This window comes from Mesorhizobium sp. C395A, from assembly GCF_030323205.1.
In the GTDB taxonomy this organism is placed as follows: Bacteria; Pseudomonadota; Alphaproteobacteria; order Rhizobiales; family Rhizobiaceae; genus Mesorhizobium.
In genome coordinates this window covers 4029649-4055528 of the sequence record NZ_CP100473.1, presented here as the reverse complement: position 1 = coordinate 4055528, position 25880 = coordinate 4029649, and the positions used below count along the sequence as shown (strand labels likewise).

General features: G+C 62.6%; 20 protein-coding genes, 1 tRNA gene and 1 pseudogene. 10 read left to right on the top strand and 12 right to left on the bottom strand.

The window, feature by feature from the left end:
- Window positions 1–95: 95 nt before the first annotated feature.
- Both NLY37_RS19785 and NLY37_RS19780 read right to left on the bottom strand, forming a co-directional pair.
- Window positions 96–3179 carry an efflux RND transporter permease subunit gene (locus NLY37_RS19785; protein ID WP_023742914.1) on the bottom strand — a complete coding sequence of 1028 codons (3084 nt, stop codon included), beginning with the start codon at window positions 3177–3179 and terminating at the stop codon, window positions 96–98.
- The gene (locus NLY37_RS19780; RefSeq protein ID WP_023742913.1) at window positions 3176–4480 is read right to left on the bottom strand and encodes an efflux RND transporter periplasmic adaptor subunit; all 1305 of its coding nucleotides are present in this window, start codon (window positions 4478–4480) and stop codon (window positions 3176–3178) included. Before NLY37_RS19780 ends, NLY37_RS19785 begins: the two co-directional genes overlap by 4 nt.
- Before the next feature lie 149 nt (window positions 4481–4629).
- Here NLY37_RS19780 and NLY37_RS19775 point away from each other — a divergent pair, with 149 nt between their 5' ends.
- From NLY37_RS19775 to NLY37_RS19755, 5 genes are all read left to right on the top strand, one after another.
- A complete protein-coding gene (locus NLY37_RS19775) occupies window positions 4630–5166 on the top strand; it encodes a TetR/AcrR family transcriptional regulator (RefSeq protein ID WP_023742912.1) in 537 nt (178 codons plus the stop codon).
- 331 nt (window positions 5167–5497) lie between these two features.
- Entirely contained in the window at window positions 5498–6286 is a 789-nt protein-coding gene (locus tag NLY37_RS19770; RefSeq protein WP_023734628.1) for a 3-hydroxybutyrate dehydrogenase, read from the top strand.
- Between the two features lie 140 nt (window positions 6287–6426).
- A complete protein-coding gene (locus NLY37_RS19765; protein ID WP_023742911.1) occupies window positions 6427–7245 on the top strand; it encodes a chromate resistance protein ChrB domain-containing protein in 819 nt (272 codons plus the stop codon).
- Complete coding sequence (chrA, locus tag NLY37_RS19760; protein ID WP_023742910.1) at window positions 7242–8633, top strand: chromate efflux transporter; 1392 nt, start codon at window positions 7242–7244, stop codon at window positions 8631–8633. The genes NLY37_RS19765 and chrA overlap by 4 nt, the downstream gene beginning before the upstream one ends.
- 237 nt (window positions 8634–8870) lie before the next feature.
- Window positions 8871–9857: a methyltransferase gene (locus tag NLY37_RS19755; RefSeq protein WP_023742909.1), complete on the top strand. Its 987-nt coding sequence runs from the start codon at window positions 8871–8873 to the stop codon at window positions 9855–9857.
- A 10-nt stretch (window positions 9858–9867) separates the two neighbouring features.
- Here NLY37_RS19755 and NLY37_RS19750 read toward each other — a convergent pair.
- Both NLY37_RS19750 and NLY37_RS19745 read right to left on the bottom strand, forming a co-directional pair.
- Window positions 9868–9944: transfer RNA gene (locus NLY37_RS19750), tRNA-Arg, on the bottom strand.
- Between the two features lie 107 nt (window positions 9945–10051).
- Window positions 10052–11215: a M20 aminoacylase family protein gene (locus NLY37_RS19745; RefSeq protein WP_023742908.1), complete on the bottom strand. Its 1164-nt coding sequence runs from the start codon at window positions 11213–11215 to the stop codon at window positions 10052–10054.
- A gap of 233 nt (window positions 11216–11448) precedes the next feature.
- Between NLY37_RS19745 and NLY37_RS19740 the strand changes: the two genes are divergently transcribed.
- Both NLY37_RS19740 and NLY37_RS19735 read left to right on the top strand, forming a co-directional pair.
- Window positions 11449–12627, top strand: coding sequence for a D-alanyl-D-alanine carboxypeptidase family protein (locus tag NLY37_RS19740; protein WP_023742907.1), 1179 nt, complete (start codon window positions 11449–11451; stop codon window positions 12625–12627).
- Between the two features lie 3 nt (window positions 12628–12630).
- On the top strand, window positions 12631–13734 hold the full coding sequence (locus tag NLY37_RS19735; RefSeq protein ID WP_023742906.1) for a CobW family GTP-binding protein: 1104 nt from the start codon (window positions 12631–12633) through the stop codon (window positions 13732–13734).
- A 12-nt stretch (window positions 13735–13746) separates the two neighbouring features.
- Here NLY37_RS19735 and NLY37_RS19730 read toward each other — a convergent pair whose 3' ends face one another.
- From NLY37_RS19730 to NLY37_RS19710, 5 genes are all read right to left on the bottom strand, one after another.
- A complete protein-coding gene (locus NLY37_RS19730) occupies window positions 13747–13995 on the bottom strand; it encodes a sulfurtransferase TusA family protein (protein WP_031246492.1) in 249 nt (82 codons plus the stop codon).
- Between the two features lie 60 nt (window positions 13996–14055).
- Entirely contained in the window at window positions 14056–15351 is a 1296-nt protein-coding gene (locus NLY37_RS19725; RefSeq protein WP_023694055.1) for a L,D-transpeptidase family protein, read from the bottom strand.
- A gap of 237 nt (window positions 15352–15588) precedes the next feature.
- Entirely contained in the window at window positions 15589–16539 is a 951-nt protein-coding gene (locus tag NLY37_RS19720) for an acetyl-CoA carboxylase carboxyltransferase subunit alpha (protein ID WP_023670665.1), read from the bottom strand.
- 88 nt (window positions 16540–16627) lie between these two features.
- Window positions 16628–17539: a site-specific tyrosine recombinase XerD gene (locus NLY37_RS19715; RefSeq protein ID WP_286440131.1), complete on the bottom strand. Its 912-nt coding sequence runs from the start codon at window positions 17537–17539 to the stop codon at window positions 16628–16630.
- A 21-nt stretch (window positions 17540–17560) separates the two neighbouring features.
- The gene (locus NLY37_RS19710; RefSeq protein WP_023670666.1) at window positions 17561–17713 is read right to left on the bottom strand and encodes a hypothetical protein; all 153 of its coding nucleotides are present in this window, start codon (window positions 17711–17713) and stop codon (window positions 17561–17563) included.
- A gap of 172 nt (window positions 17714–17885) precedes the next feature.
- Between NLY37_RS19710 and NLY37_RS19705 the strand changes: the two genes are divergently transcribed.
- Genes NLY37_RS19705 through NLY37_RS19695 form a run of 3 tightly spaced genes read left to right on the top strand, consistent with a single transcriptional unit; the run spans window position 17886 to window position 20520 of the window.
- A complete protein-coding gene (locus tag NLY37_RS19705) occupies window positions 17886–18497 on the top strand; it encodes a shikimate kinase (protein ID WP_023670667.1) in 612 nt (203 codons plus the stop codon).
- A complete protein-coding gene (gene aroB, locus NLY37_RS19700) occupies window positions 18494–19627 on the top strand; it encodes a 3-dehydroquinate synthase (protein WP_023742904.1) in 1134 nt (377 codons plus the stop codon). The genes NLY37_RS19705 and aroB overlap by 4 nt, the downstream gene beginning before the upstream one ends.
- Window positions 19624–20520, top strand: coding sequence for an HlyC/CorC family transporter (locus tag NLY37_RS19695; RefSeq protein ID WP_023670669.1), 897 nt, complete (start codon window positions 19624–19626; stop codon window positions 20518–20520). The genes aroB and NLY37_RS19695 overlap by 4 nt, the downstream gene beginning before the upstream one ends.
- Before the next feature lie 41 nt (window positions 20521–20561).
- Here NLY37_RS19695 and NLY37_RS19690 read toward each other — a convergent pair whose 3' ends face one another.
- The 3 genes and pseudogenes from NLY37_RS19690 to NLY37_RS19680 all read right to left on the bottom strand — a co-directional run bounded on the left by NLY37_RS19690 (window position 20562) and on the right by NLY37_RS19680 (window position 25399).
- Window positions 20562–22112, bottom strand: a complete 1551-nt coding sequence (locus NLY37_RS19690) for a SpoVR family protein (RefSeq protein ID WP_023670670.1) — start codon at window positions 22110–22112, stop codon at window positions 20562–20564.
- Between the two features lie 13 nt (window positions 22113–22125).
- A pseudogene (locus NLY37_RS19685) lies at window positions 22126–23432 on the bottom strand (YeaH/YhbH family protein).
- A gap of 17 nt (window positions 23433–23449) precedes the next feature.
- On the bottom strand, window positions 23450–25399 hold the full coding sequence (locus NLY37_RS19680; protein WP_023686732.1) for a PrkA family serine protein kinase: 1950 nt from the start codon (window positions 25397–25399) through the stop codon (window positions 23450–23452).
- Window positions 25400–25880: the final 481 nt, after the last annotated feature.

Sequence of the window (25880 nt, the reverse complement as noted above, 5' to 3'; positions counted from 1 at the left end):
AGCTCCATCGGGGCTTCGCGGTAAATCAATCCAGTCAAAAAAAGAGGCCGGAAATTTCCGGCCTCTTTTCGTTTGTTCGCTGACGCCGTTCGCGCTCAGTCCGCGTGCACCGGCATCAGCTTCGGGTCTGGCTTTTCGGCGTGGTGCGGCAGGTCCTTGCTGGCGATGAAGGTGTAGAACATCGGCACCACGAACAGGGTGAACATGGTTCCGACCAGGATGCCGGTGAAGATCACGAGGCCCATCGAATAGCGCGCCGCCGCACCAGCACCACTGGACACGATCAGCGGCACGACGCCGAGCGCCATCGCCGCTGTCGTCATCAGGATCGGCCGCAAGCGCACCTTGGCCGAGGCGACGATCGCATCGCGCCGCCTCATGCCATGCAACTCGCGCTGCTGGTTGGCGAACTCGACCAGAAGAATGCCGTGCTTGGTGATCAGACCTATCAGTGTGATCAGGCCGACCTGCGTGTAGATATTGAGCGTTCCAAGCCCCAGATTGAGCGGCACGATGGCGCCAAAGATCGACAGTGGCACCGCCATCATGATGATCAGCGGGTCGCGGAAGCTTTCGAACTGCGCCGCCAGCACCAGATAGATGACGATTACGGCGGCTGCGAACGCGATAAGGATCGTGTTGCCCTGCTCCTTCTCCTGCCGGGACTGGCCGGAATAATCGATGAAGAAGGTATCGGGCAGGCTCTCCTTGGCAAGGTTCTCCAGGGTCTGCAGCCCGTCGCCCGTGGTGACGCCGGGAAGCGGCAGCGCTGATATCGTCGCCGAGTTCAGCTGGTTGAACTGCTCGATCGCGGCCGGCGCGGCGTTGGTCGAAATCTTCACTACCGCTGAAAGCGGCACCATTTCGCCGGTCACGCTACGCACGAAATATTCGCCGAGCTTCTCGGGATTGTCGCGGAATTCCTTCGGCACCTGCGGGATGATGTCGTAGCTGTTGGAGTCGCGGTCGAACTGAGCCACTTCGGCGCCGCCGACCAGCAGCGTCAGCGTCTGGCCGATGTCGGCGATCGGCAGGTTGAGAGCCGCCGCGCGGTCGCGGTCGATGGTCACCGTCACCTGCGGAGCGTCAAAGGACATCGAATTTTGCACGACGATGAAGCGGCCGGAGGCCTGCGCCTTGTTCTTGATCTGCTCGGCCGCCTCGTAGACCTCGGCGGAACCACCGGTCGAGCGCACCACCATGGAGATCGGCAGGCCGCCGCCGGAGCCCGGCAGCGTCGGCGGCGCGAAGACGAAGGCCTCGACGCCGGCCACCTTGCCGAGGCGTCCCTGGATATCGGCTTGAAGCTCCTTTGAGTTGCGCTGGCGCTCGGCCCAATCCTTGAAGGCGAAGCCGACAAAGGCGCCGTTGGTGGCGCCGCCAAAGGCAACGGCGGAGAATTGCGCCCTGGTTTCGGGAATGTCCTTCACCAGGCCGAGGATCTGGTTGACGTAGGTCTCGGTGTAGTCCGAGGTCGCGTAGCGCGGTGCCGTCACGATCGACAACAGGAAGCCCTGGTCCTCTTCCGGCGCCAGTTCGCTCGAGGTCTTGGTGAACATGAAGCCGGTGAGCGCAACCAGCGCCACGACCATCAGCAGCGTCACCGGTCGATTTCTCAAGGAGGCGGTGACCGCCCGCTCATAGACATGCTCGACACGGCTGAAGGTTCCGTCGACGACGCGCTGGAAGCGACTGTGCGATCCCGCCTTGAGCAGACGCGCCGCCATCATCGGCGTGATGGTGACGGCTATGAGGCCGGACAGCACCACCGAACCGGCGAGCGTCACCGCGAACTCGCGGAACAGCGCGCCGGTCAGGCCGCCGGTGAAGGCCAGCGGCGCGAACACGGCGGCGAGCGTGATGGTCATGGCCACGATGGCGGAGAAAATCTCGCGCATGCCGTTGAAGGCCGCCTGCATCGGCGACATGTGGTCCTCCTCCATGTGGCGATGGATGTTCTCCACCACCACGATAGCGTCGTCAACGACAAGGCCGATGGCCAGCACCATGGCCAGCAGCGACAGAAGGTTGATCGAATAGCCGACCGCAAACAAAAGAAAGCAGACGCCGACCAGCGACAGCGGGATGGTCACGATCGGCATCATCACCGAGCGGAATGAGCCGAGGAACAACAGGATGACCACGACGACGATGGCGACGGCTTCGGCGATGGTCTTGAACACTTCATCGATCGAGGCGCTGATCTGTTCGGTGGAATCGTAGACGATTTCGATGGTCATGCCTTTCGGCAGCGTCTCTTGAATCAAAGGCACGATCTTGTGGATCGCCTCCGCCGTTGTCAGGGGGTTGGCGGCCGGCGTCGGGAAGATGGCGAGGAAGGTGCCGGGCTTGCCATTGAAGCTCACCCTCGTGTCGGTGCTCTCGGCGGCAAGCTCGACTCGCGCCACGTCGCGCAAGCGCACCACCTGGCCGTCCGCCGAGCGCAGCGGAAGCTCGGCAAAGGCCTCAGGCGTCTGCAGCGTCGAGCGAACCGTGATCGAGGAGACGACATATTCGTTCTCGGTGTTGCCGGGCGCCGACAGGAAGTTGGAGTTGTTGATCGCCGCCAGCACTTCGGCGGCGGTGACGCCACGCGCAGCAAGCTTGACCGGGTCGATCCAGACCCGCATCGAATATTCCTCGGCGCCGAAGATCTGCACGTCGGCGACACCTTCGACCGTCGACATGCGCGGCCGCACCACCCGCTCGATATATTCGGTGAGCTGCTCCTTGCTCATGTTCGGATTCTGCATCGAGATGTACATCATCGCGAACTCTTGGCCGGTGCCCTTGACGATGACCGGGTCCTTGGACGCATCCGGCAAGGTGCCGCGTACGCCCTGCACCTTCGACAGGACCTCGGTCAGCGCGACATCCGGATCGGAGCCGAGCTTCATCTGGACGACCACAGTGCTCGAAGACGGCCGGCTGGACGAGGTGACGTAGTCGATGTTCTCGGTCGAGGCGACGGCCCGCGCGATCGGGGCGGAGATGAAGCCCTGGATCAGGTCGGCGCTGGCGCCGGGATAGGCGGTGGTGATGGTGATCGCCGTCTCGTCAACCTTGGGATACTGCCGGATTGACAGGTTGAAGATGCCCTGGAAACCCAGGAGCAGGATCATGCAAGCGAGGACGGTGGAGAGGACCGGCCGGCGAATGAAGATGTCGGAAAAGTTCATTGCTGAGCCTGCTGGTTAGCCGACTTGCTGGGGTCAATGGTGTTGTCGACAGCAACGGACATGCCGTTGAAGAGACGGTTTTGGCCGGCGGTGACGACCTCGTCACCGGCCTTGATGCCCTCGACGATCTCGACCATGCCGTCGTTGCGGCGGCCGGGCTTCACGAACACCTGCGACAGCACGAGCTCCGGCTTTTCCGGTTCTGCCGCGGGCTTCGCGGGGTCGACAGCCGGCTTGTCCGCGGGCTTCGCCGCGGCGTCTTCGGCAGCCGGTTTCGCGCCGGCCGGCTTTGCATCAGCCGCCGGCTTTGCCGCGTCGGCCCCTGCGGCAGGCTTTTCCTCGGGTTTCGCGGCCGGGGCGCCTTCCGTCGGCTTCGCCGGAACGACGACGAAGACGAAGTCGCCATAGAGGCTCGACGTCAATGCCGTCTGCGGCAAGGACAGAATGTTTTTCTCCTGCGGCAGCTCGACGCGAACCTGGACGAACTGGCCGGGCGTCAGCTTGCCGTCGGGGTTGGCGACCTCGCCGCGGACGGACACCAGGCGGCTTGAAGCGTCGATCTTGGGATCGATGCCGCGAATCGAGCCGGCAAACGGCATGTCGGCGCCGCCGCCGGTGCCGCCGAGGCCGAGCCGCACCGCCTGGCCTATCTTGAGCAGCGGCAGCTGCTGTTCGGGTACCGAGAAATCGACCCGCATGGTGTCCAGATCCTGCAAGGTCACCACTGCGTTGCCGGGCGAGAGATATTGGCCGAGGTCGATCTTGGGGATGCCCACGGTGCCGGCGAACGGCGCCGTCAGCTGCTTCTGATCAAGCACGGCCTGCAGCTTGTTGACCTGCGCGGCGGAGGCCGATGCAGCGGCTTGGGCGGTGTCGAGCGTGGCATCCGTTCCGACGCCGCGCCGCTGCAGTTCCAGCGCGCGTTCGAGCGCCGTCTTGTCGGACACGGACTGCGCCTTGGCCGCGACGAGATCCGCGCGTTCGACGGCATCGTCGAGCTGCAGCAGGACCGAATCGACAGGCACCTTCTGGTTGGCGTGGAAAAGGATGTCCTTGACGATGCCGCTGGTCTCGACGGTAAGGTCGACACCGCGCACGGCGCGTACCGTGCCGATCGCCTCGACGCCCGGCGTCCAGTCGGAAGGCTTGACGACAACCGTCGATACGGTCGTCGCCGGCGGCTTCATGGTGGCGAAATACTGTTTGATAGCGTTGTCGCGGAACAGGTTGAAGCCGACAACGCCGACGCACACCAGAGCGAGCAGAAGCAGAATTGCGGTGATAGAGATGAAGCGCTTCACGAACTGTCCCCTCGGCCGGTGTCCGGCAAAATAGCCGAATAGCGGGACACTTATCGACGCCAGGTCCCGATTACATATGACGGCGAACTTACTGTACCGTCTGGACGGTCTTGTCAATTCCGCCTAGGCTGGTGCGGGGGAAGGGATCGATGAAGACCCAAAGGGCAAATTCGCGCGACAAGATACTCGCCGCCGCCGCCGATGTCGCACGCGAGGCCGGTCCCGGCAGCCTGTCGCTTGACGCCGTCGCCAGCCGCGCCGGCGTGTCGAAAGGCGGCCTGTTATATAACTTTCCGACCAAGGCCAAACTGATGCAGGGCCTGGTGGAGAATTACCTGCGCGCGTTCGAGCTGGCGCTGGAATCAGGCCGTGTCGCCGGCGCCAGCGGCGAGAGCCTGCTAGCCACCTATATCCGGCTCTCGGCGGATGATTGCGAGGAGCCGAAGCCGACGGCTTCGTGGATATTCTCGGCGATCGCCGAGGATCCGGATTTCCTGACGCCGATAAAAGCCTTCAAGTCGCAGCTGCTGCAGCGGCTGAAGAGCGAGACGCCGGACCTGAAGAGGCTGCTGGTCTGCTTTCTGGCCATCGAAGGGCTGCGCAGCATGAACCTCTTCGATTCCGACGTGCTTTCCGCCGACGAACGCCACTTGCTGGTATCGGCCCTGCTGGAAATTGCAGGATAGCTCAGGGCGTCGCGTCGAAGAAGCGATACGGGCCGGGCGGAAGGACGGTTGGTGAGCGGCATGGCATAGGCACGCATCACGACATCGGCGATTTCAAGCTACAGCCCCCCTGATTCGTTGGATGATGGTTCAGGAATGACTGCGCGAATGCGCGGCCGACTATGTTGCGCCGCACCATAACACTGCCGTGTCAGCCTTGAGGCGGCGCTCGGCGAGGCCGGCAAAGCGCGTTTTAGGGCTGTGATGGCGCCGACATATGGTTATGGCATTGTCATGTTGCGGCGCACAAACTATGTGCCTTTGTAGTAGTCCTAACAGTCGCGAGATCTCCATGGGTTCCCTTTCTTCGAAGAATGCGCTCGTCACCGGATCGACCAGCGGCATTGGCCTGGCCATTGCCCGCGCCCTTGCCGCCGAGGGCGCCAACGTCACGATCAACGGCCTTGGCGAAGCCGCGGCGATCGAACAGGAGCGCGCCGGCATCGAGAAGGATTTCGGCGTCCAGTGCCGCTACTCCGGCGCCAACATGATGGACGGCGCAGCGGTGACCGCCATGCTGCGCGAAGCCGAGCAGGCCTTGGGCAGCCTCGACATTCTGGTCAACAATGCCGGGATACAGCATGTCGCGCCAATCGAGGAGTTTCCCGACGACAAGTGGGAAGCCATCATCCGCATCAATCTGCTTGCCGCCTTTTACGCGATCAAGGCCGTGGTGCCCGGCATGAAGGCGCGCAAATGGGGCCGCATCATCAACACCGCGTCGGCGCATGCACTGGTCGCCTCGCCGTTCAAGTCGGCTTACGTCTCGGCCAAGCACGGCATAGCGGGTCTGACCAAGACGGTAGCGCTGGAAGTCGCGCAGGACGGCATCACCGTCAACGCCATCGCGCCCGGCTATGTCTGGACGTCACTGGTCGAAAAGCAGATCCCCGACACGATGAAGGCGCGCGGCATGACCGAGGAACAGGTCAAGCGCGACGTGCTCCTGGCGGCACAGCCGACGAAGCAATTCGTCACCGTCGAGGAGCTCGCCGCGCTGACACTGTTTCTGTGCTCGGACTCGGCCAGGCAGATTACCGGCACGACTTTGCCGATGGATGGCGGCTGGACGGCGCAGTAGGCGCGCTCCCCCGGCGCCGCTCTTTCCTTGACAAAGACGAAAGATCAATCCAGCATTGTGGCAAGGGGTTCCTTCGCGACGACCCCGTGAGGCGTCAGCCCAATGATCGCGTCCAAACTCTCACTCTGGAGGTGGACGCCATGCCGTCAACAACCGCAATCACCGTAGCGCAGCTTTCCCGCCTTGTCGGTCTGTCCGACGCGCCTGTTCTTGTCGATGTCCGCATCGACGAAGACTACGACGTCGATCCGCGGCTGCTTCCGGCCTCGTGCCGGCGCGACTTCAAGTCTGTTTCGAGCTGGGCGGCCGAGTTCACGGGGGCTCATGCTGTCGTCATCTGCCAGAAGGGGCTGAAGCTCTCGCAAGGCGTTGCCGCATGGCTGCGCCATGAGGGCATTGCTGCCGAATCCCTTGAAGGCGGCTTCGAGGCGTGGCAGGCGGCCAAGGGACTTCTGGTCAAGGCCGACAAGATACCGCCCCGCGACGACAAGGGCCGCACGGTCTGGGTGACGCGTGCCCGCCCCAAGGTCGACCGCATCGCCTGTCCTTGGCTGATCCGCCGCTTCGTCGATCCCTCGGCGGTGTTCCTGTTTGTCGAGCCGTCTGAAGTGCTGGCGGCCGCCGATCGGTTTGGGGCGGTTGCCTTCGACATCGACGACGTGTTCTGGAGCCATCGCGGCGAGCGCTGCACCTTCGACACGATGATCGAAGAGTTCGGGTTGCGGTCCGAAGCGCTCGATCGCCTTGCGCTGATCGTGCGTGCAGCCGATACGGCGCGCCTCGATCTCGTCCCGCAGGCGGCCGGGTTCCTCGCTGCATCGCTCGGGCTGTCGCGCATGTTCCGCGACGATCTCGAACAGCTTGATGCCGGCATGCTGCTCTACGATGCGTTCTTCAGATGGTGCCGCGATGCCACTGACGAAACCCACAATTGGCCCAGCGCGGGCAACGCGCCATGAGCGCCCTCGCCGCGGACGACGATGCACAGGCTACCGAGGCTCCGATCGTCCCGACCTTCCGCCAAGCCGCGAAACTGTGGGCAAGGATCGGCCTGCTCTCCTTCGGCGGGCCGGCCGGACAGATCGCGCTGATGCACAAGGAATTGGTCGAGGATCGCCGCTGGATCGGCGAGCAGCGGTTCCTGCATGCGCTCAACTACTGCATGCTTCTGCCAGGCCCCGAGGCACAGCAGCTCGCCATCTATATCGGCTGGCTGCTGCACCGGACCGCCGGCGGCCTCGTTGCCGGCATCCTGTTCGTGCTGCCCGGTGCGTTTGTCATGCTGGGCCTCAGCATCTTCTACGTGCTTTACAATGATGCGCCCGTCATCGAGGCGCTGTTTTTCGGCATCAAGGCGGCGGTGCTGGCCGTCGTCGTCGAGGCGGTCCTCCGCATCGGCAAACGGGCGCTCAAGAACCGGGTGATGATGGCGATCGCGGTGGCCGCGTTCCTTGCCATCTATGTCATCAGGCTGCCGTTTCCGCTGATCATCCTGGTTGCAGGGCTGACCGGCTGGATCGGCAACCGCTTGGCACCGGCGCGTTTTTCCGGAGCCGCACGCGGCAAGGACAATTTGCCCGATGTCAGGGGCGCCGTCGACGTCATGTTCGAACGCGGCGAACTCGCTCACACCAAGCCGACGAAATGGCACGCGCCGCGCACCATCGCGATCTGGCTGCCGATCTGGCTCGGGCCGGTCGTACTGATCCTGGCGCTGACCGGCCCTGCCAGTGTTTGGGCACAGCTTGGCGGCTTCTTCAGCCTGATGGCGGTGGTCACATTCGGCGGCGCCTACGCCGCGCTCTCCTATGTCGCGCAGGCAGCCGTGACCTCGTTCGGCTGGCTGGCGCCGGGTGAAATGGTCGATGGGCTTGGCCTGGCCGAGACGACGCCGGGACCATTGATCCTGGTGCTGCAATTCGTCGGCTTCGTCGCCGCCTATCGTCACGCCGGTGCGATGGGACCGCTTGTCGCCGGATCGCTCGGCGCATTGCTGACGCTCTGGGTGACGTTCGTGCCGTGCTTCTTCTGGATCTTTCTCGGTGCCCCCTACATCGAAGCGCTGCGCGGCAACAAGGCACTGTCGGCGGCGCTGAGTGCGATCACGGCGGCTGTCGTCGGCGTGGTGATGAACCTTGCGCTGTGGTTCGCACTGCATGTCGTCTTCGGCGCGGTGCACCGCGTTGGCCTGGGCATGGAGGTGCCGGTGCTGTCGTCGCTGGATTGGCGTGCCGCGCTGCTGGCGGCAGCCGCTATGGTCGCCATGCTGAAACTGAGGATCGGCATGCTGCCGACATTGGCCGGCTCGGCGCTGGCCGGACTGGCGCTGCTGGCCTTGCCTGCGTAGCGTCCGAAGGCGCGACCAGCCATTATCACAGCCGGATTTTTGAGGTATGCCGGGCCGGCGCACAACGGTCGCGGGCGCTGGTAGGATCAGCGCTGGCCCCGGAGATACCCTTTACGTCGAACCCGATACCGCCAAGCTGAACCTGCTCGACGCGGAGAGCGGCGCGCTGGCGAACTGATTTGACGAGGTTGGCCGAGCTGTTCAAAGTCGATCCTGGATCGCACAACGGGATATGACATGGTGGATTCCGATCGGATCGACAAGCTGATCGCAGGGGTGCCCCCCGCCTTGGCGCTTCGTGCCGGGCTGGACCTTGGCATCTTCACCTGGCTCGGCGGCGATGCTGCGACTGCCGACAGCCTTGGGGCAGCGCTCAAAGTCGAGCCCGCTCGTCTGTCGCGGCTCCTCTACGCGCTCGCCAGCATAGGTCTCCTCGACGTCGAGGATGGTCAGTTTCGCAACGGAGCCGAAGCGTCGGAGTTTCTTGACGCGTCCAAGCCGACCTATCGCGGCGGCGATCATGTGCTGCTGCGCGAACTCTGGGGAGCCGACCTTTTGACCGCAGAGTCGCTGCGGCAGAACCGGCCGGCCGCGCTGCACGACTTTTCCGAAGCGGGGCCAGAATCCGCAGCGGCCTTCAGCCGCATGCTCGCACCGGGAGGGGTGATTTTCGGCCGAAATCTCGCCCGTGAACTGGACTTCTCGGCGGTCAGTTCGGTGATCGACATCGGCGGCGGCGCCGGGACCATTCTGGTCGGTCTTCGCGAGCGATGGCCGCATATTGCGGCGACTTTGATGGAACTCCCGACGGTCGCGGCGGTCGCACCAGCGATCCTGTCGGAATACGGTGCCGGCGATGTGGTTGTCGAAGAAGGCGACATAACGGTCGCGCCATCGACCGGCCGGCATGACTTGGCAATCCTGAAGGCTGTCGTCCAGGTCCTGCCGCCGGACCAGGCGCGCAGTTCGATCCTGAACGCGGCGCGTTGCCTCACCCAAGGAGGCGAGATCGCAATTGCGGGGTGGGGTGTCGTCGATGACGACCGTCTCGGCCCGCCTGAGGGTGTCTTTCTCAATCTCACCTTCCTGAACCTTTACCGCGCAGGCGAATCGTACACGGAAGGTCAGTATCGCGGGTGGATGGCCGAAGCTGGGTTCCGGGATATCTCCAGGTCGCAGCTGACCGACGGCACCACGTTGTTTCGTGGGCGCCTCACGGACTGATCGTGGCTGCTGGTGATCCCGACAGGAATCGAACCTGTGACCTACAGATTAGGAATCTGCCGCTCTATCCTACTGAGCTACGGGACCACGCGGCCCGACACATAGCCGCTTCCGATCGTTTCGCCAAGAGGGCTCGCCGAAGGCAATGAAGAGGCCGGCCGAAGGCAATTCGGCCGGCCTTTCGGCGGCATATGTCAGGCTGCGAGCGCCGTTTCGGCCAGTTTTACCCAGTAGCTCATGCCGTGCGGGATGACTTCGTCGTTGAAGTCGTAGGCCGGATGGTGGAGGCCGGCGGTCTCGCCATTGCCGATGAAGATGAAGGCGCCAGGGCGGGCTTCCAGCATGTAGGAGAAGTCTTCGCCGCCCATCACCGGCTGGATGGCGCGGTGGACCTGGGTGTCGCCGGCGACATTTGCCGCGACATCGCCGGCAAAGACCGTTTCTTCCGGATTGTTGAAGGTCACGGGATAGTTGGCGTCATAGTCGACGGTGATCGTCGCGCCGAAGGCGGTGGCTATTCCTTCGCAGATGGTGCGGATGCGCTCTTCCGATTTCTTGGCGATCTCTTTCTTCAGCGTGCGCACCGTGCCGGCGATCTCGGCGGTCTCGGGAATGACGTTATAGGCGTCGCCGGCGTGGAATTTCGTCACCGAAACCACCACCGCCTCGACCGGATCGGTGCTGCGCGAAGCGACCGTCTGCAGGGCGCCGACCAGCTGGCTGGTGATGACGATCGGGTCGATCGTGCCGTGCGGCATCGCCGCATGGCCGCCGCGGCCCTTCACGGTGATGGTGAACTCGGCGGTCGCCGCCATGATCGGACCCGGCCGGATGGCGAACTGGCCGACCGGCAGGCCCGGCATGTTGTGCATGCCAAAGACGCGCGAAATGTCGAAACGCTCCATCATGCCGTCCTTGACCATCTCGTTGCCGCCGCCGCCGCCCTCTTCGGCCGGCTGGAAGATAACCGCGACCGAACCGGCGAAATTGCGCGTTTCGGTCAGATATTTGGCGGCGCCCAAAAGCATCGCCGTATGGCCGTCATGGCCGCAGGCGTGCATTTTGCCAGGCACGGTCGAGGCATAGGGCTTCCCGGTGATCTCGTTGATCGGCAGCGCGTCCATGTCGGCGCGCAAGCCGATGGTCGCGCCTTGCCCCTTGCGGCCATGGATGATGCCGACGACGCCGGTCTTGCCGAGGCCCGTCACCACGTCGTCGCAGCCGAATTCCTTCAGCTTCTCGGTGACGAAGGCGGCGGTCTTGAAGACATCGAAATTCAGTTCTGGCGTTTGGTGCAGATGGCGTCGCCAGCCGGCAACTTCATCCTGCATCTCGGCGGCGCGGTTGAGAATCGGCATAATGGTTCCATCTCGCTGTTGGAGCAGACGATCTGGCCTGCTTGATTGCAATTGTGATTGCCATGCTTGTTGCCATCTTGGCACTTTGCCATCTTGGCGTCACATAGGGTAAATAGCACCCCAGACAATGTGATCCGGAAATTGAGGGCCGGATCAGGTCATGCTGGCCATCGCGTAACGAAATCTTACGGAGCCAGGGGCGACTACGGCAAGAGGCGATTTCGGATTCCATGATGCGGCACAGCCATATCCTCAAATTACTGCTAACGGGCGGCTTGGCGCTACCTATGCTGGCTGGGCCAGGTTTGGCCAATCCGGTGATCCTGTTCGACCTCAACAGCGGCAAGGTTCTGCAGCACCAGGACGCCTTCAAGCGCTGGTATCCCGCTTCGCTGAGCAAGCTGATGACCGCCTATGTCACCTTCCGGGCGATTGCCGCCGGCGAGGTCCAGCTCGATTCACCGATCAAGGTGACCAAGCATTCGGCGGGCGAACCGCCGAGCAAGATGGGCTTCAAGCCGGGCTCGGTGATGCGGCTCGACAATGCGTTGAAGATGATGCTGGTCAAATCGGCCAACGATATCGCCATGGCCATCGGCGAAAACATAGGCGGCTCGCAGGCCGGATTCGCCGTTCGCATGAATGCGGAGGCGGCGCGGCTTGGCATGACCGGAACGCATTTCGTCAATCCGAACGGCCTGTTTTCGCCGGAGCAGTACACGACGGCGCGCGATCTTGCCCTGCTGGTGATGGCGATCCGCAAGGAATTCCCGCAATACGCCCCCTGGTTCTCGATCGAAGGCCTTGCCGTCGGCAAGAAGGCGATCTCCAACTACAATCTCTTGATCGGGCGCTATCCCGGCGCCGACGGCATGAAAACCGGGTTCGTCTGTCCCTCGGGCTTCAACATGATCGGCTCGGCGACACGCAATGGCCGCACGCTGGTCGCGGTCGTGCTCGGCGAAAAATCGGCGATCAGCCGTGCCGAGACCGCCGCCAGGCTGCTTGACCAGGGCTTTGCCATGCCCGACCCGCACTGGCTCACGGTCGCGGCCATGCCTTCCTATGGCGATACCATGTCACCCAACGACATGCATGATGAGATCTGCAGGAAGAAGGCGCCGCACGAGCAGTCCGAGGCGGCTCCGCCGGTGGCCGCGAAGGGCGCCGACGTGCCGAAATCGCCCTATCAGGAAAAGCTCGACCACGTGCCGACGCTGGTTGCAGTCGGCCTCGGCGGCGCCACCGGGCCGGCGCCGAAGGCGATGCTCGACCAGGGCGGCCAGGAATACGCCGATGTGCCGCTGCCGAGCTGGCGGCCAGACATTCCGGCGCCAAAGGGCGCCGAACCGGCCGTGGTGGGCCAGGCAACCGCGGTGCAGGGCGACCAGCTGGTCAAAGCCGCGAACTAGGCGATGGCTGGCTTTCCGATACCCGTCACGGTGGTCACCGGCTTCCTAGGCGCCGGCAAGACGACATTGCTCAACCGGCTGCTCAAAGATCCGGCACTGGTCGACACGGCCGTCATCATCAACGAATTCGGTGAGGTGGCGATCGACCACCTGCTGGTCGAGCAGGCCTCGGAAGGCATCATCCAGTTGTCCGACGGCTGTCTGTGCTGCACGGTGCGCGGCGAACTGGTCGATACGCTGGCTGACCTCGTCGACCGGCTGCAGACCGGCCGTATCGCCCGCCTTGCCCGCGTCGTTGTCGAAACCACCGGGCTCACCGATCCGGCGCCGGTGCTGCAGTCGATCATGGCGCATCCCGCCCTTGTGCAGGCCTTCCGACTTGATGGCGTCATCACGCTGGTCGACGCGGTCAACGGCAATGCGACGCTCGACGGCCATGTCGAGGCGGTCAAGCAGGTGGCGGTCGCCGATCGCATCGTGCTGACCAAGGTCGATCTGGCCAGCGATCCCGGCGACGTCGATGCTTTGCGAACGCGACTCCATCAGCTCAATCCAGGCGCCGTGGTGCTGGACGCCGGCGACGGCCGAACCGGCGTCGCGGCGCTGTTCGATTGCGGCCTCTACAATCCGGCGACCAAATCCGCCGATGTCCGGCGCTGGCTCGGCGAAGAAGCCGCCTATGAGCACCATCATCATCATGATCATGACCACGGCGAGCATGAGCATCACCACCGCCACGATTCCCGCGTGCGCTCCTACTCGCTGGTCCATGACGGCCCGGTGCCGTTTTCGGCGATTGAGATGTTCCTCGACCTGCTGCGTTCGGCGCATGGCGACAAGCTTTTGCGCATGAAGGGCGTCATCGAGCTTGCGGAGGACCCGTCGCGGCCGCTTGTCGTCCACGGGGTGCAGAAGATCCTGCATCCGCCGGCGCGGCTGCTGGCCTGGCCGGACGGCCAACGCGGCACCAGGCTGGTGCTGATCACGCTCGATATGCCGGAAGATTATGTGCGCCGGCTGTTTTCCGCCTTCACCAACCGGCCGTCGATCGACACGCCGGATCGCGCGGCGTTGGAGAGCAATCCGCTGGCGATAGCCGGGGGCTGATTGTCAGGCTCGCTATGCGCCGCGTTCGACCAGGAAGCGGTGGCCGCCGCTGCCGGCTGATGTTTCAACAAGCTGGTGGCCAGCGTCGGCGCAAAAGGCGGGGATGTCGATGACCGCCAGCGGGTCGGTGGTCTCCAGCCAAAGCCGGCTGCCCGGCTGCATTGCCGCCAAGCGTTTTTTCGCCTTGAGAACGGGCAGGGGGCAGTTCAGGCCCTTGAGGTCATAGATCGCGGTGTGATTTGTTTGTTTGTCTTCATGCATGTCTTTGTCCCAAAACCGCTGCGCACTTTTGGGCGACATGCATCGGCAAGGCGAAAAACCTCAGCCGCCGAACATGCCTAGCAGCTTGTTCTTGATCTTCGACATCCGGCTTTCGTCCGCCGGCGGTTCTGCAGGCACCGCCTCGACGCTCGCAGTGGCGACCGGCTGCTGGGGGGCCTGCTTGGCTGCTTCCTTTTCGGCCAGCGCTTGGGCCTTTGCGGCTTGCTTTTCAGCCAGTGCCTGGGCCTTGGCGGCTTTCGCAGCCTCGATGGCAGCAACCCGCTGTTCCTCGGCCTTGCGCTTGGCTTCCTTCTCTGCGTCCAGCGCCGCCATCTTGCGGCCGGCGGGCGAATCGATGCGGCCCATGCGCGCCGTCTCGGTCAGCGTGCCGTCGGAATTCAGCGACGGCGGTTCGATCGGCACGCGCTCGCCCCGGGCGCGGCGCTTCGACCATTCGGAAACGATGGCGGCTTCCTTGATGCCGGCAATGGTCGGCTTGGGCGCCGGCACGCTGGCTTTGACCGCGCCGGTGAAGGCCGCGTCATAGCTGCTTTGATAGGCGTTGAGTGCGCTCTTCAGCGAATCCGGCTGCGTGGTCGCCGGGCAGGCGCCGGTCGGATCGAATGTCGTGCCCTCGGGCGCCACCTGGTTGAAGACATAGCGCTTGTCGCAGACATCGACTTTCGGCGGCACCTTGGTGATCTCGAAATTGTCGTAACCGACCTTCAGCATCTTCCAGAACTCATAGTTCGGGTCGTTGCGGTAACGCGCCATGTTGGCGGCGGTCATGCGGAATGGGAAGGCCTGGATCTGGAACTCGGTCTGGCCGCCCTGGAAGGCATCGCGACCAAAAGCGTAGATCTGCTCGATCTGCGGATCGGTCATCGAATAACAGCCCGACGACGAGCAGGCGCCGTGCACCATGAGATTGGCGCCGGTGCGGCCATTGGCACGGTCATAGGCGTTGGGATAGCCGATGTTGAAGGACAGGTGATAGTTCGAGCGCGGATTCATCTGCGACGGGCGGACCGTATAGAAACCTTCCGGCGCCTGGCGGTCGCCCTCGGTGTATTTCGGGCCGAGCTTGCCCGACCATTTGCAGATGTCGTAGCTGGCGACCATCTCGTAGCGGCCGGTGGTCTTGGCCTTCCAAATTTCGAGCTTGCCTTCTTCCTTGAAGATGCGAGCCATCACCGACGAGGTGCGGATCATGCCCTTGGCCTTCATGTCGGCCAGGATCTTGTCCGGCAGCGGCTTGCTGGCTTCCGGCGCAAAATTCTTCATAGAGGAATCGTTGCAGCCGGCAACGCCAAGCGCGGCGATCAGAAGTGCGGTGCGGGCAAGCTTGGTAAACATGGATACGGCTATGTCTTTTTCTCGCGTCACGGGCCGGATAGCGCCCGGTCCGGTATGCTGAACACTGACGGACACCCTAAGCCCGTTAACCTTGAAAATTCCTTACCGCAAGCGTCGGACGGCGTCCCCCACGGCAATTCGCCCGGTGTCACGGATTTTTTATTGAGCCGAATGCGGCGGCATTTTTATGGCGAAATTGCTCCTTGACGCCACATTGCGGTGCGTTGCCCGCCGAAATCAGAGGCTGCGGCCCATCGCCAGGTATTTTTCGCGGCGCTGCTCGCGAAAATCGGTATTGGCGCCGGCAAATTCCTTCATCGTCTTGGCAATGAGGTCGCCGGTGGCGGCGATCACCGTTTCGGGCGCGCGCTGGGCGCCGCCGAGCGGCTCGGCAATGATGGCGTCGATGATCTTCATTTCCAGAAGGTCCTGGGCGGTGATCTTCATGTTGGTCGCCGCATCCTTCGAGCGCGTGGTGTCGCGCCACAGGATCGAGGCAGCGCCTTCCGGCGAGATCACCGAATAGATGGCGTGTTCCAGCATGTAGACGCGGTTGGCGGTGGCGATCGCAATGGCGCCGCCCGAACCGCCTTCGCCGATGACGACCGAAATCGATGGCACTTTGAGGCCGAGGCAGGCCGAGGTTGAACGGGCGATGGCTTCCGCCTGGCCGCGTTCCTCGGCGCCAACGCCGGGGTAGGCGCCGGCGGTGTCGACCAGCGTCAGAAGTGGAATCTGGAAGCGGTCGGCAAGTTCCATCAGCCGCACGGCCTTACGGTAGCCTTCAGGGCGCACCGAGCCGAAATTGTGCTTGAGCCGGCTCGCCGTGTCGGAGCCCTTTTCCTGGCCGATGACGGCCACCGGTTCGCCGCGGAATCGGGCGAAGCCGCCGATGATCGCCTGGTCCTCGCCGAAATTGCGGTCGCCGGCGAGCGGCGTGAAATCGCTGAACAGACCCTTGATGTAGTCGAGGCAATGCGGCCTGTCGGTGTGGCGCGCGACCTGCACCTTCTGCCACGGCGTCAGCGCCTTGTAGATGTCGCGCAGCGCGTCGCGCACGCGCTTCTCGAGCCGGCTGATTTCGTCGCCGACATCGACCGCCTCGCCATTCTCGGCAAGCTTCTTCAGCTCGAGGATCTTGAGTTCAAGGTCCTGCACCGGCTTTTCGAAATCGAGGTAATTGTACATTCTTGAGCGGACCGATGCGTCGGAAGGCAAACATCGCGCAGATGTAGGCTCCGCGCGGGCACGTTGCCCTCACATAGCGATATGAGGCCTAGTCGGCAAGCGGATGATGATCGTTGACCAGCCGCACCAACCGCTCTTCCAGCACATGCGTGTAAATCTGCGTGGTCGAGATATCGGCGTGGCCGAGCAGCTGCTGCACCGCCCTGAGATCAGCGCCGTTCTGCAGGAGATGGCTGGCAAAAGCATGGCGCAGCACATGCGGCGAAATTTTGGCCGCCGATATGCCGGCCCGCGCGGCAAGGCCTTTGAGGTCGCGGGCAAAGACCTGCCGGGAGAGAAAGCCGCTGTCGCTGGCGGCCGGGAACAGAAACGGGCTGTCGGCGAAAGCCGGCACCGACGCCCGGGCCGTGAGCCATGCCCGCATCGCCATGCGGGCCTTGGCCGACAGCGGCACCATGCGCTCCTTGTCGCCCTTGCCGCGCACCATGAAGAAGCGGTCGTCGCGCTGGGCGACGGTCACCGGCAGGCCGACAAGTTCGGAGACGCGCAGGCCGGTGGCATAGAGCACCTCGACCAAAGCGTGCAGGCGCAGTGCCGCCACCCGGTCGCCATTGACGCCATCGCCTGTCTCAAGCGCCGCACGGTCGAGCAGCCGACCGGTATCGGCCTCGCTCATCGTCTTGGGCAGCGGCCGGCCCTTTTTCGGACTGTCCAGCGTGCCGGTCGGGTCGTCGCCGCGCAAGCCCTCGGCGTAGAGGAACTTGAAGAACTGGCGGATCGCCGACAGTTTGCGCGCCTGCGACGTCGACGCAAAGCCGCGCGCTGCGATGTCGTCGAGATAGGCGCGGATGTCGACTGCGGCGGCAGCGGCAAGCCCGCCGGCAATCTGCTGCGAAGCGTCTTCGAGATCACGGCGGTAGGAAGACAGCGTGTTTGCAGCGGCACCGCGTTCGGCGCTCATCATTTCGAGAAAGGCTTCGATGCGAGCCGCGCTGTTCATGTTCCAGGGGTCAGTTTTGGGTCAGTTTTTCTTGGGGTTCAGCTTTTCCGGTGGAATGCGCACGGTGATTTCGGCTTTTTTCGGCTCGACGAACATCGCCAACGCCACCATCGTACCATAGGCAATGCCGGCAAGAATCATCATCGTCACGACAAAGCGGAACAGTGTCGGCATCAATCTTCGCCCGTCTTCTTGCTCTGCGATTCCAAGCCCTGTGTCCTTATGGGACGCTAATTCCGTCAATTCAAGGACGAAGGGCTCTGCGTGCGAAAGGCGCTATGCTTGACGCAAACGGGCTTTTGATGTCGATACGCCGGCAAAGACGGCTTAGAAACAGCATGGTCTCATGAACGCGTTACCAGCAAATCCTCCCGGCGATAGCCATGCCGCGCTGCTCGACAGGCTGGGCAGCCGCTCGATCGTCTTTGTCGGCCTGATGGGCGCCGGCAAGACGGCGATCGGCCGCAAGGTGGCGACGATGCTGTCGCTGCCCTTCGTAGACAGCGACCAGGAGATAGAAACCGTGTCGCGCATGACGGTGCCGGAACTGTTCGAACGCTATGGCGAGACCGAATTCCGGGCATTGGAGCAGCGCGTCATCCTGCGCGTGCTGGAGAGTGGCCCGCAGGTGCTGTCGACCGGCGGCGGCGCGTTCATGAATGCGCAGACGCGGGAAGCGATCGCCGGGCATGGCGTGTCGGTGTGGCTGAAGGCCGAGATCGACCTGTTGATGGAGCGCGTGTCCAAGAAGCAGAACCGGCCGTTGCTCAAAAGCGCCGATCCGCGCGCCGTGCTCGAGCGGCTGATGGGCGAGCGCTACCCGGTCTATGCCACGTCCAACATCACCGTGCCGACACGCGACGACCGCAAGGAGGTCATTGCGACCGAGGTTGTCGACGCGCTGTGCGGGCATTTCGGCATTCCGGCTCCGACTGCGCCGGGCGAGGTGCGGCTGTGAGCGAACCGGTCACTGTCGAGGTCGGCCTTGGCGAGCGTGCCTACGACATCCTGATCGGCCCCGGCCTTTTGGCGCGCGCCGGCGCCGAGATTTCGCGCCGCCTGCCCGGCACGAGAGCGGCGGTGGTCACGGACGATAATGTCGCGGCGGCACATCTCGACGCGCTGAAGGCCGGTCTGGAAACACGCGGCATCCAGCCTGCCGTCATCACTTTGCCGGCCGGCGAAAAGACCAAGAGCTTTGCCCATCTCGAAGAGGTGGTCGACGGCGTGCTCGCCGCCAAGCTGGAGCGCGGCGATGTCGTCATTGCGCTCGGCGGTGGCGTCATCGGCGACCTCACCGGCTTTGCCGCCGGCATCGTGCGCCGCGGCATGAATTTCGTCCAGATTCCAACCTCGCTGCTGGCGCAGGTCGATTCCTCGGTCGGTGGCAAAACCGGCATCAACAGTCCGCGCGGCAAGAATCTGGTCGGTGTCTTCCACCAGCCGAAACTGGTGCTGGCCGATACCGAAGTGCTCGACACGCTGCCGATCCGCGAATTTCGCGCCGGCTATGCCGAGCTTGCCAAATACGGGTTGATCGACCGACCGGCGTTTTTCGCCTGGCTGGAAGCGAACTGGGAAAAGGTGTTCGCTGGCGGACCGGAGCGGGCCGAGGCCATCGCCGAGGCGTGCCGCGCCAAGGCCGATGTCGTCGCCCGCGACGAGTTCGAAACCGGCGACCGCGCACTGCTCAATCTTGGCCACACGTTCGGCCATGCGCTGGAAGGCGCCACACAGTATGACGGCGCCCGCCTCGTCCATGGCGAAGGCGTCGCCATCGGCATGGCGCTGGCGCACCGCTTTTCCGCAAGGCTCAATCTGGCCAGCCCCGACGACGCGGCGCGGGTCGAGGCGCATCTTCGCGCCGTCGGTCTACCCTGGCGGATGGCCGACATCCCTGGTGAGTTGCCCGATGCCGAGGCGCTGCTTGGCTTCATCACCCAGGACAAGAAAGTGTCGCGCGGCGCGCTGACATTCATCCTGACGCGCGGCGTTGGCCAAGCTTTTATTGCCAAGGATGTACCGGCGTCGGAAGTGCTTTCGTTCCTCAGGGAGAACCACCCGGGCCAGGAAAGCCGGCAGCGATGATCAACGAGCCCGGCTGGACCGTCGTCGCCGTCCTTGCCATCCTCATCCTGCTGGTCCTGGCCGTGCGCACGCGCCTGCTTGCCATGTTCGGCTATGAGCTGTCGCGCATCGAGCCGCAGCGCTCGACACAGGACGAGTTGCGCGGCGCGGTCGACGATTTCCGCCGCGACGGCCAGATGGTGCGTGAGGACCGCGACCGCGTCGGCGGGCTGTTCGATCTCGCCGAGCTCGAAGTCTCCGACATCATGGTCCACCGCACCAATATGCGCTCGGTCAATGCCGACAATGGGCCGGAAGCGGTGGTGCGCGAGATCCTGCAAAGCCCGCACACCCGCATGCCGTTGTGGAAAGGCTCTCTCGACAACATCGTCGGCGTGCTGCACGCCAAGGACCTGCTGCGAGCGCTGAACGAGGTCGGCAACGACTTTTCCCGGATCGACGTGATGAAGATCGCTTCGAAGCCTTGGTTCGTGCCCGACACCACGACGCTGCAGGAACAGCTCAACGCCTTCCTGCGCGCCAAGGCGCATTTCGCTATCGTCGTCGACGAATATGGCGAGGTCGAAGGGCTGGTGACGCTGGAGGACATTATCGAGGAGATCGTTGGCGAGATCGCCGACGAGCACGATGTAGACATTCAGGGCGTGAAGCAGGAGGCGGACGGTTCCGTGGTCGTCGACGGCACCGTGCCGATCCGCGATCTCAACCGGGCGCTCGACTGGAACCTGCCTGACGAGGAAGCGACCACCATTGCCGGCCTGGTCATCCACGAGACGCAGTCGATCCCCGAGGAAAAGCAGGCTTTCACCTTCCACGGCAAGCGCTTCGTGGTGATGAAGCGCGACAAAAACCGGATCGCCAGAATCAGGATCAGGCCGGCGGGCGAATCTTAAAGGTACCGAGCAGGCCCGCCACATGACGCTCTTTGCCGAGCTTATGCAGCGATCTGGCTCGTAGACCGTTCGTGGATGGTCGCACCGGTTTGAGCGTCAACTGCGACCAGGCTGACCTCGTAGCCCCAGAGGCTGCGGACATGGCGCAGCGTCGCGTCACGGCTGGCCCCTTCGAGCACAACACCATCCTTTACCCTGTGTTGCAGCCGCAACTGCCGGTCGCCGAGCAGGTCGACATCAATCACCTGGATGTCCGGCCGATTCGCTCCAAGGTCGTAACTGTGGGCTAGCTGGGCGCGTATCTTGTGATAGCCACGTTCGTTGTGGATCGACGCGACTTCGAAATGCGGTTTGTCGGCTCCATCGCCAAGCACGAAGAACCGCCATTTTCGGATCAAGCTCGGGCTGAGATACTGGCGGATAAAGGATTCGTCGCGGTGGTTGGCCCAGGCCTCAAGCAGGACCTCGCGCCAGTTGCCATGTCCTGCAATGTCCGGGAACCAGTCGCGGTCCTCCGCCGTCGGCTCGGTCGAAATGCGCTGTATGTCCTGCATCATGTCGAGGCCGAGGGCATAGGGATTGATGCCTGAAAACCGGGGATCGTCAAAGGCCGGCTGGAAGATCACGTTCGAATGGTTGCGCAGGATTTCGAGCATGGCACCTTCGCCGATCCGGCCACGATCGAATAGCATGTTCATGAGCGTATAATGCACGAAGGTGGCGCAGCCTTCATTCATCACTTGAGTCTGTCGCTGCGGGTAGAAATATTGCGCGATGACGCGGACGATCCTGATGATCTCGCGCTGCCAGGGTTCCAGGATCAGGCTGTTCTTCTCGAGGAAATACAGGAGGTTTTCCTCGGGCAGGTTGAGCGATCTCTTGCGCTCCGCCATCCCTTGATCCTCATTGCCGGACTTGTTTTTGTTCTGCGACGGCGGCAGCGTGCGCCACAGATCGTTGTAGGAGCGCTCTTCGTATTCGAGGCGCTCGCGAAGCCCTTCGCGCTGTCGCTCCGACGAGAGCTTTGGCGGCCGGTGATAGCGGAACACCCCTTGTTCCATCAGCGCATGGGCGGAATCGAGAATGGCCTCCACTGCTGCAAGGCCGTGCCGCTCCTCGCACCGGGCGATGTAGCCCTTGGCGAAGTCCAGATAACCCAGGATTGCCCCGGCGTCGGTCCATTGCTGAAACAGATGATTGTTCTTGAAGAAATGATTGTGGCCAAGCGCCGCGTGGGCCGTCACAAGGGCCTGCAACGCCATGGTGTTTTCCTCCATGAGGTAGACGATGCAGGGATTGGAGTTGATGACCAGTTCATAGGCCAGCCCCCGACCACCCTTACGGTAAAGAAGCTCCTGGTGAAGGAAATGTTTGCCGAACGACCAATGCCGATACATCAGTGGCATGCCGATAGATGAGTAGGCGTCGAGCATCTGCTGGGAGGAGATTATCTCCATCTGGACCGGGTAAGTATCGAGATGCAACTCGTCGACCGCGATCGCCTCGATCTCTTCAAAAGCCCGCGATAATTTCTCGAAATTCCAGTCGGAACCGGAAAACAACAAATTCGTTTCGTTGGCTCGCCTGACCATCTCTCTCTCTCTCTCAAGCGCTCTTGATGGCCACCGGCTGCCTGGCGAAGAGCCGGTGGAAGACCGGGTAAATATCCGCGGGAGCAGCGATGCGGCTCATCTGGAAGTTGGGCCATTTCAGCTCGATCGTACTGTAGGCGCGCCAAAGCGACGTCCCGTTTTCGGTAGCACCGAATATGTGGCTCTCGCGTTCGTCGATGATCTCGACATAGGCGAAATACTGGCACAGGCGCATGAGCTTGCCGTTCATGAGCTCTATGCATCGCTCGGAATCGGTGGTGAAATTGTCCCCGTCAGAGGCCTGCGCGGCGTAAATGTTCCACTCGCTGGCAGGATAGCGCTGGCCGATAATGCGGTGCATTTCGTCGAGCGCGGTGGAGACGATCGTACCGCCGCTCTGCGTGTTGTAGAAGAACGTGTCCTCATCCACTTCGTGCGCCTCATGGGTATGGCGGATGAAGACGATCTCCGTGCGTTCGTAGCGCCGTTTCAAGAACAGGTGCAGCAGCACGAAGAAGCGTTTGGCCAAGTCCTTTTCGCGTTGGCCCATCGATCCGGACACGTCCATAAGGCAGAACATGACGGCATTGGCATTCGGCACCGGCCGGGCGTCGAAGCGGTTGAATCGGATATCGACCGGATCGACAAAGGCAATTCGCCTGCGCCGTCGCTCCAGCCGGTCAAGCTCGTCGCGTAATTCCGCGATGCGCTGGCGCACCGCCGCGCCGGCCGGGGCCGACTCAAGCGTGACGATTTCCCGGAGGATCGCCTCCAGTTCCTGCTGCGTGGGGCGCCTCAGCGCAATGCGCCGGCCTAGGCTGTTGCGCATCGTGCGGCCGGCATTGATGTTGGTCGGGGAACCGGTTGCCGCGAAGCCGGCCCGGCGCGGCTTGAAGGCAAGGATTTCCTTGAGATTGAGCTTAACCAGGTCGGGCAGTTCGAGATCCTCAAAAAGAGTTCGAGCACCTCCTCGCGTGACAGCACGAAACGAAAATCGTCTTCCGACGCCGTGTTTCCTGGCGACGACGCCGCGCCGCCCCCATGCGGCTTCGGGAGCAGGTCTCCAGGGGAAAAATGCCTGTTGCCCGGAAGGATGTGTCGGCGCCGTCCGCTGGCCCTGTCATCGTTGAAGCTCGGCTCGGCCGTTTTCCTTTCCGGCATGGGCACGGCGTGCTCGGTATCCACGTCGGCGATCCTGCCAGTGCGGATTTGATCGCGAATGCTCCGCTTCAACTCCTCGCGAGCACGCCTGAGGAAGCGCTGTCGATTGCCAAGGCTCTTGTCCTTGGGGTTCAGGCGACGGTCGATGAAGATCGGCATGGAACCATCCGGCTCTGTCAACCCGCCTTGTTCACCCGCATGTACCAGTCCACCAGCCGGCGTACCTGCCGTTCTGTGTAGCCACGCTCGATCATGCGCTGTACGAATTCGTTATGGCGCTTTTCCGTAACGCTGTCTTGCTTGGAGCCGAAGCTGATCACCGGCAAGAGGTCCTCGACCTGTCCGAACATCCGCTTCTCGATGACCTCGCGCAGTTTTTCATAGCTGGTCCATGACGGGTTGCGGCCGTGGTTTCTTGCGCGAGCGCGCAGAGTGAACTTCACCACCTCGTTACGGAAGTCCTTGGGATTGGCGATGCCTGCCGGTTTCTCGACCTGCGAAAGTTCGTTGTCCAGGATCTCCCGGTTGAGGATCTGGCCGGTGTCGGGGTCCTTGTAGTCCTGGTCCTCAATCCAGGCATCCGCATAGGCGATGTAGCGGTCGAAGAGGTTCTGGCCGTATTCGCTATAGGACTCCAGATAGGCCTTCTGGATTTCGTGGCCGATGAACTCGGCGTAGCGCGCCGCAAGCTCCGACTTGATGAATTCAAGATAGGCCGCTTCCGTTTCCTTCGGGAACTGCTCCCGCTTGATCGCCTCCTCCAGAATGTACATCAGATGCACAGGATCGGCGGCCACCTCCTCATTATCGAAGTTGAATGTCTGCGAAAGGATCTTAAAGGCAAAGCGCGTGCTGACGCCCGTCATGCCTTCATCGACGCCGGCGGCGTCGCGATATTCTTGGACCGACTTTGCCCTGGGATCGACTTCCTTCAGATTTTCGCCGTCATAGGCGCGCATCTTGGTGTAGAGCGGCGAGTTGTCGTGCTCGGCTAAGCGCGTCGAAACTGCAAAGCGGCTGAGGATGTCCAAAACTTCAGGGGCACAGGGGCTGGCGGCCAACTCGCTCTCACGCAGCAATTTCTCATAGATCTGCCTCTCTTCGGTGATCCGCAGGCAATAGGGTACCTTGACCACCAGGATGCGATCGAGAAACGCCTCGTTGTTCTTGTTGCTCTTGAACTGTTGCCATTCCGACTCGTTGGAATGGGCGACGATGATCCCCTGGTAGGGAAAGGCGCCGAAATTTTCAGTGCCGTTGTAGCTGCCTTCCTGTGTCGCGGTCAGCAGCGGATGCAGAACCTTGATGGGTGCCTTGAACATCTCGACGAATTCAAGCAGACCTTGCGTGGTCCGGTTCAGGCCACCGCTATAGGAATAGGCATCGGGGTCGGACTGGCTAAAATTTTCCAATTGCCTGATGTCGACCTTGCCGACCAGGGCCGAGACATCCTGATTGTTCTCATCGCCAGGTTCGGTCTTGGCAATGCCGATCTGGCGCAGCCGCGACGGCATCAGCTTGACGACGCTGAATTTGGAAATGTCGCCAGACAATTCGTCGAGGCGCTTGGCCGCCCATGGCGAAATCAATCCGTTCAGCCGGCGCCGGGCTATGCCGTATTTATCCTCTAGCAGATCACCCATGTGATCGGGATGGAACAGCCCAAGCGGCGACTCGAAAACCGGGCTGATCTGGTTGCCGACCTTCAGCGTGTAGATCGGGCGCTGCTCCATCAGTTTCTTCAGGCGCTCGGCCAGAGAGGATTTGCCGCCGCCGACCGGGCCGAGGAGATAGAGGATCTGCTTGCGTTCTTCGAGCCCCTGCGAGGCATAGCGGAAATATCCAGCTATGCGCTCGATCGTATCCTCCATTCCATAGAAGTCAGAAAAATGAGGGTAGATCTTGAGGGTCCGATTCGCGAAAATGCGGCCGAGGCGCTCGTCTTTGCTGGTGTCAACCAGTTTTGGTTCGCCGATTGCGTCGACCATCCTTTCGGGCGCCGAAGCGTACATCGATTTGTCTTCCCGACAGGCAAGAAGATACTGTTGGATGCTGACCTCTTCGTCCGCCGCATTGGCATAAATTTCCGAAAAAAGATCGAAGACGTCGGATTGGGTTGCACGCATGATGTTCTGCCCTCGGAGCCGATCTGGATTCCAATCGCCTCATCACCTTCAACTGTCGGAAAGCATTGTTGGTTCCCTTCACATGAAGGAGAGTGGCTGCAATCCGGGTAGAAGGCTTGGGAGGAAACATTCGGAGTGGCTGGAATGGCGGGTTGCCCGGTGCTGCGGCGCTGATGGGCGGCGTTGTCGCCGGCCAGCTATCTCGATGGACACAAGCATCCGCCGACCTTCATCGCCTATTCGCGCGCCGAAGGCCGCGACGACCAATCGAAGGCTTTGCCAAACGCCTGCGCGCCATCGGCACTGAAGTGACGCTGTTCGACGGCAACGCCTACACGCATATGTCGATCAATCACGACTTCGGCGAGGACGGCGACGCGTTGACCGCCGCGATGCTGGCCTTCCTGAATGGACCGTCGGTTGATCCCCGATCCCCGCGAGGCGTCCTGGATCAGACCAAAAGCCCCGGCGGGACATTGCC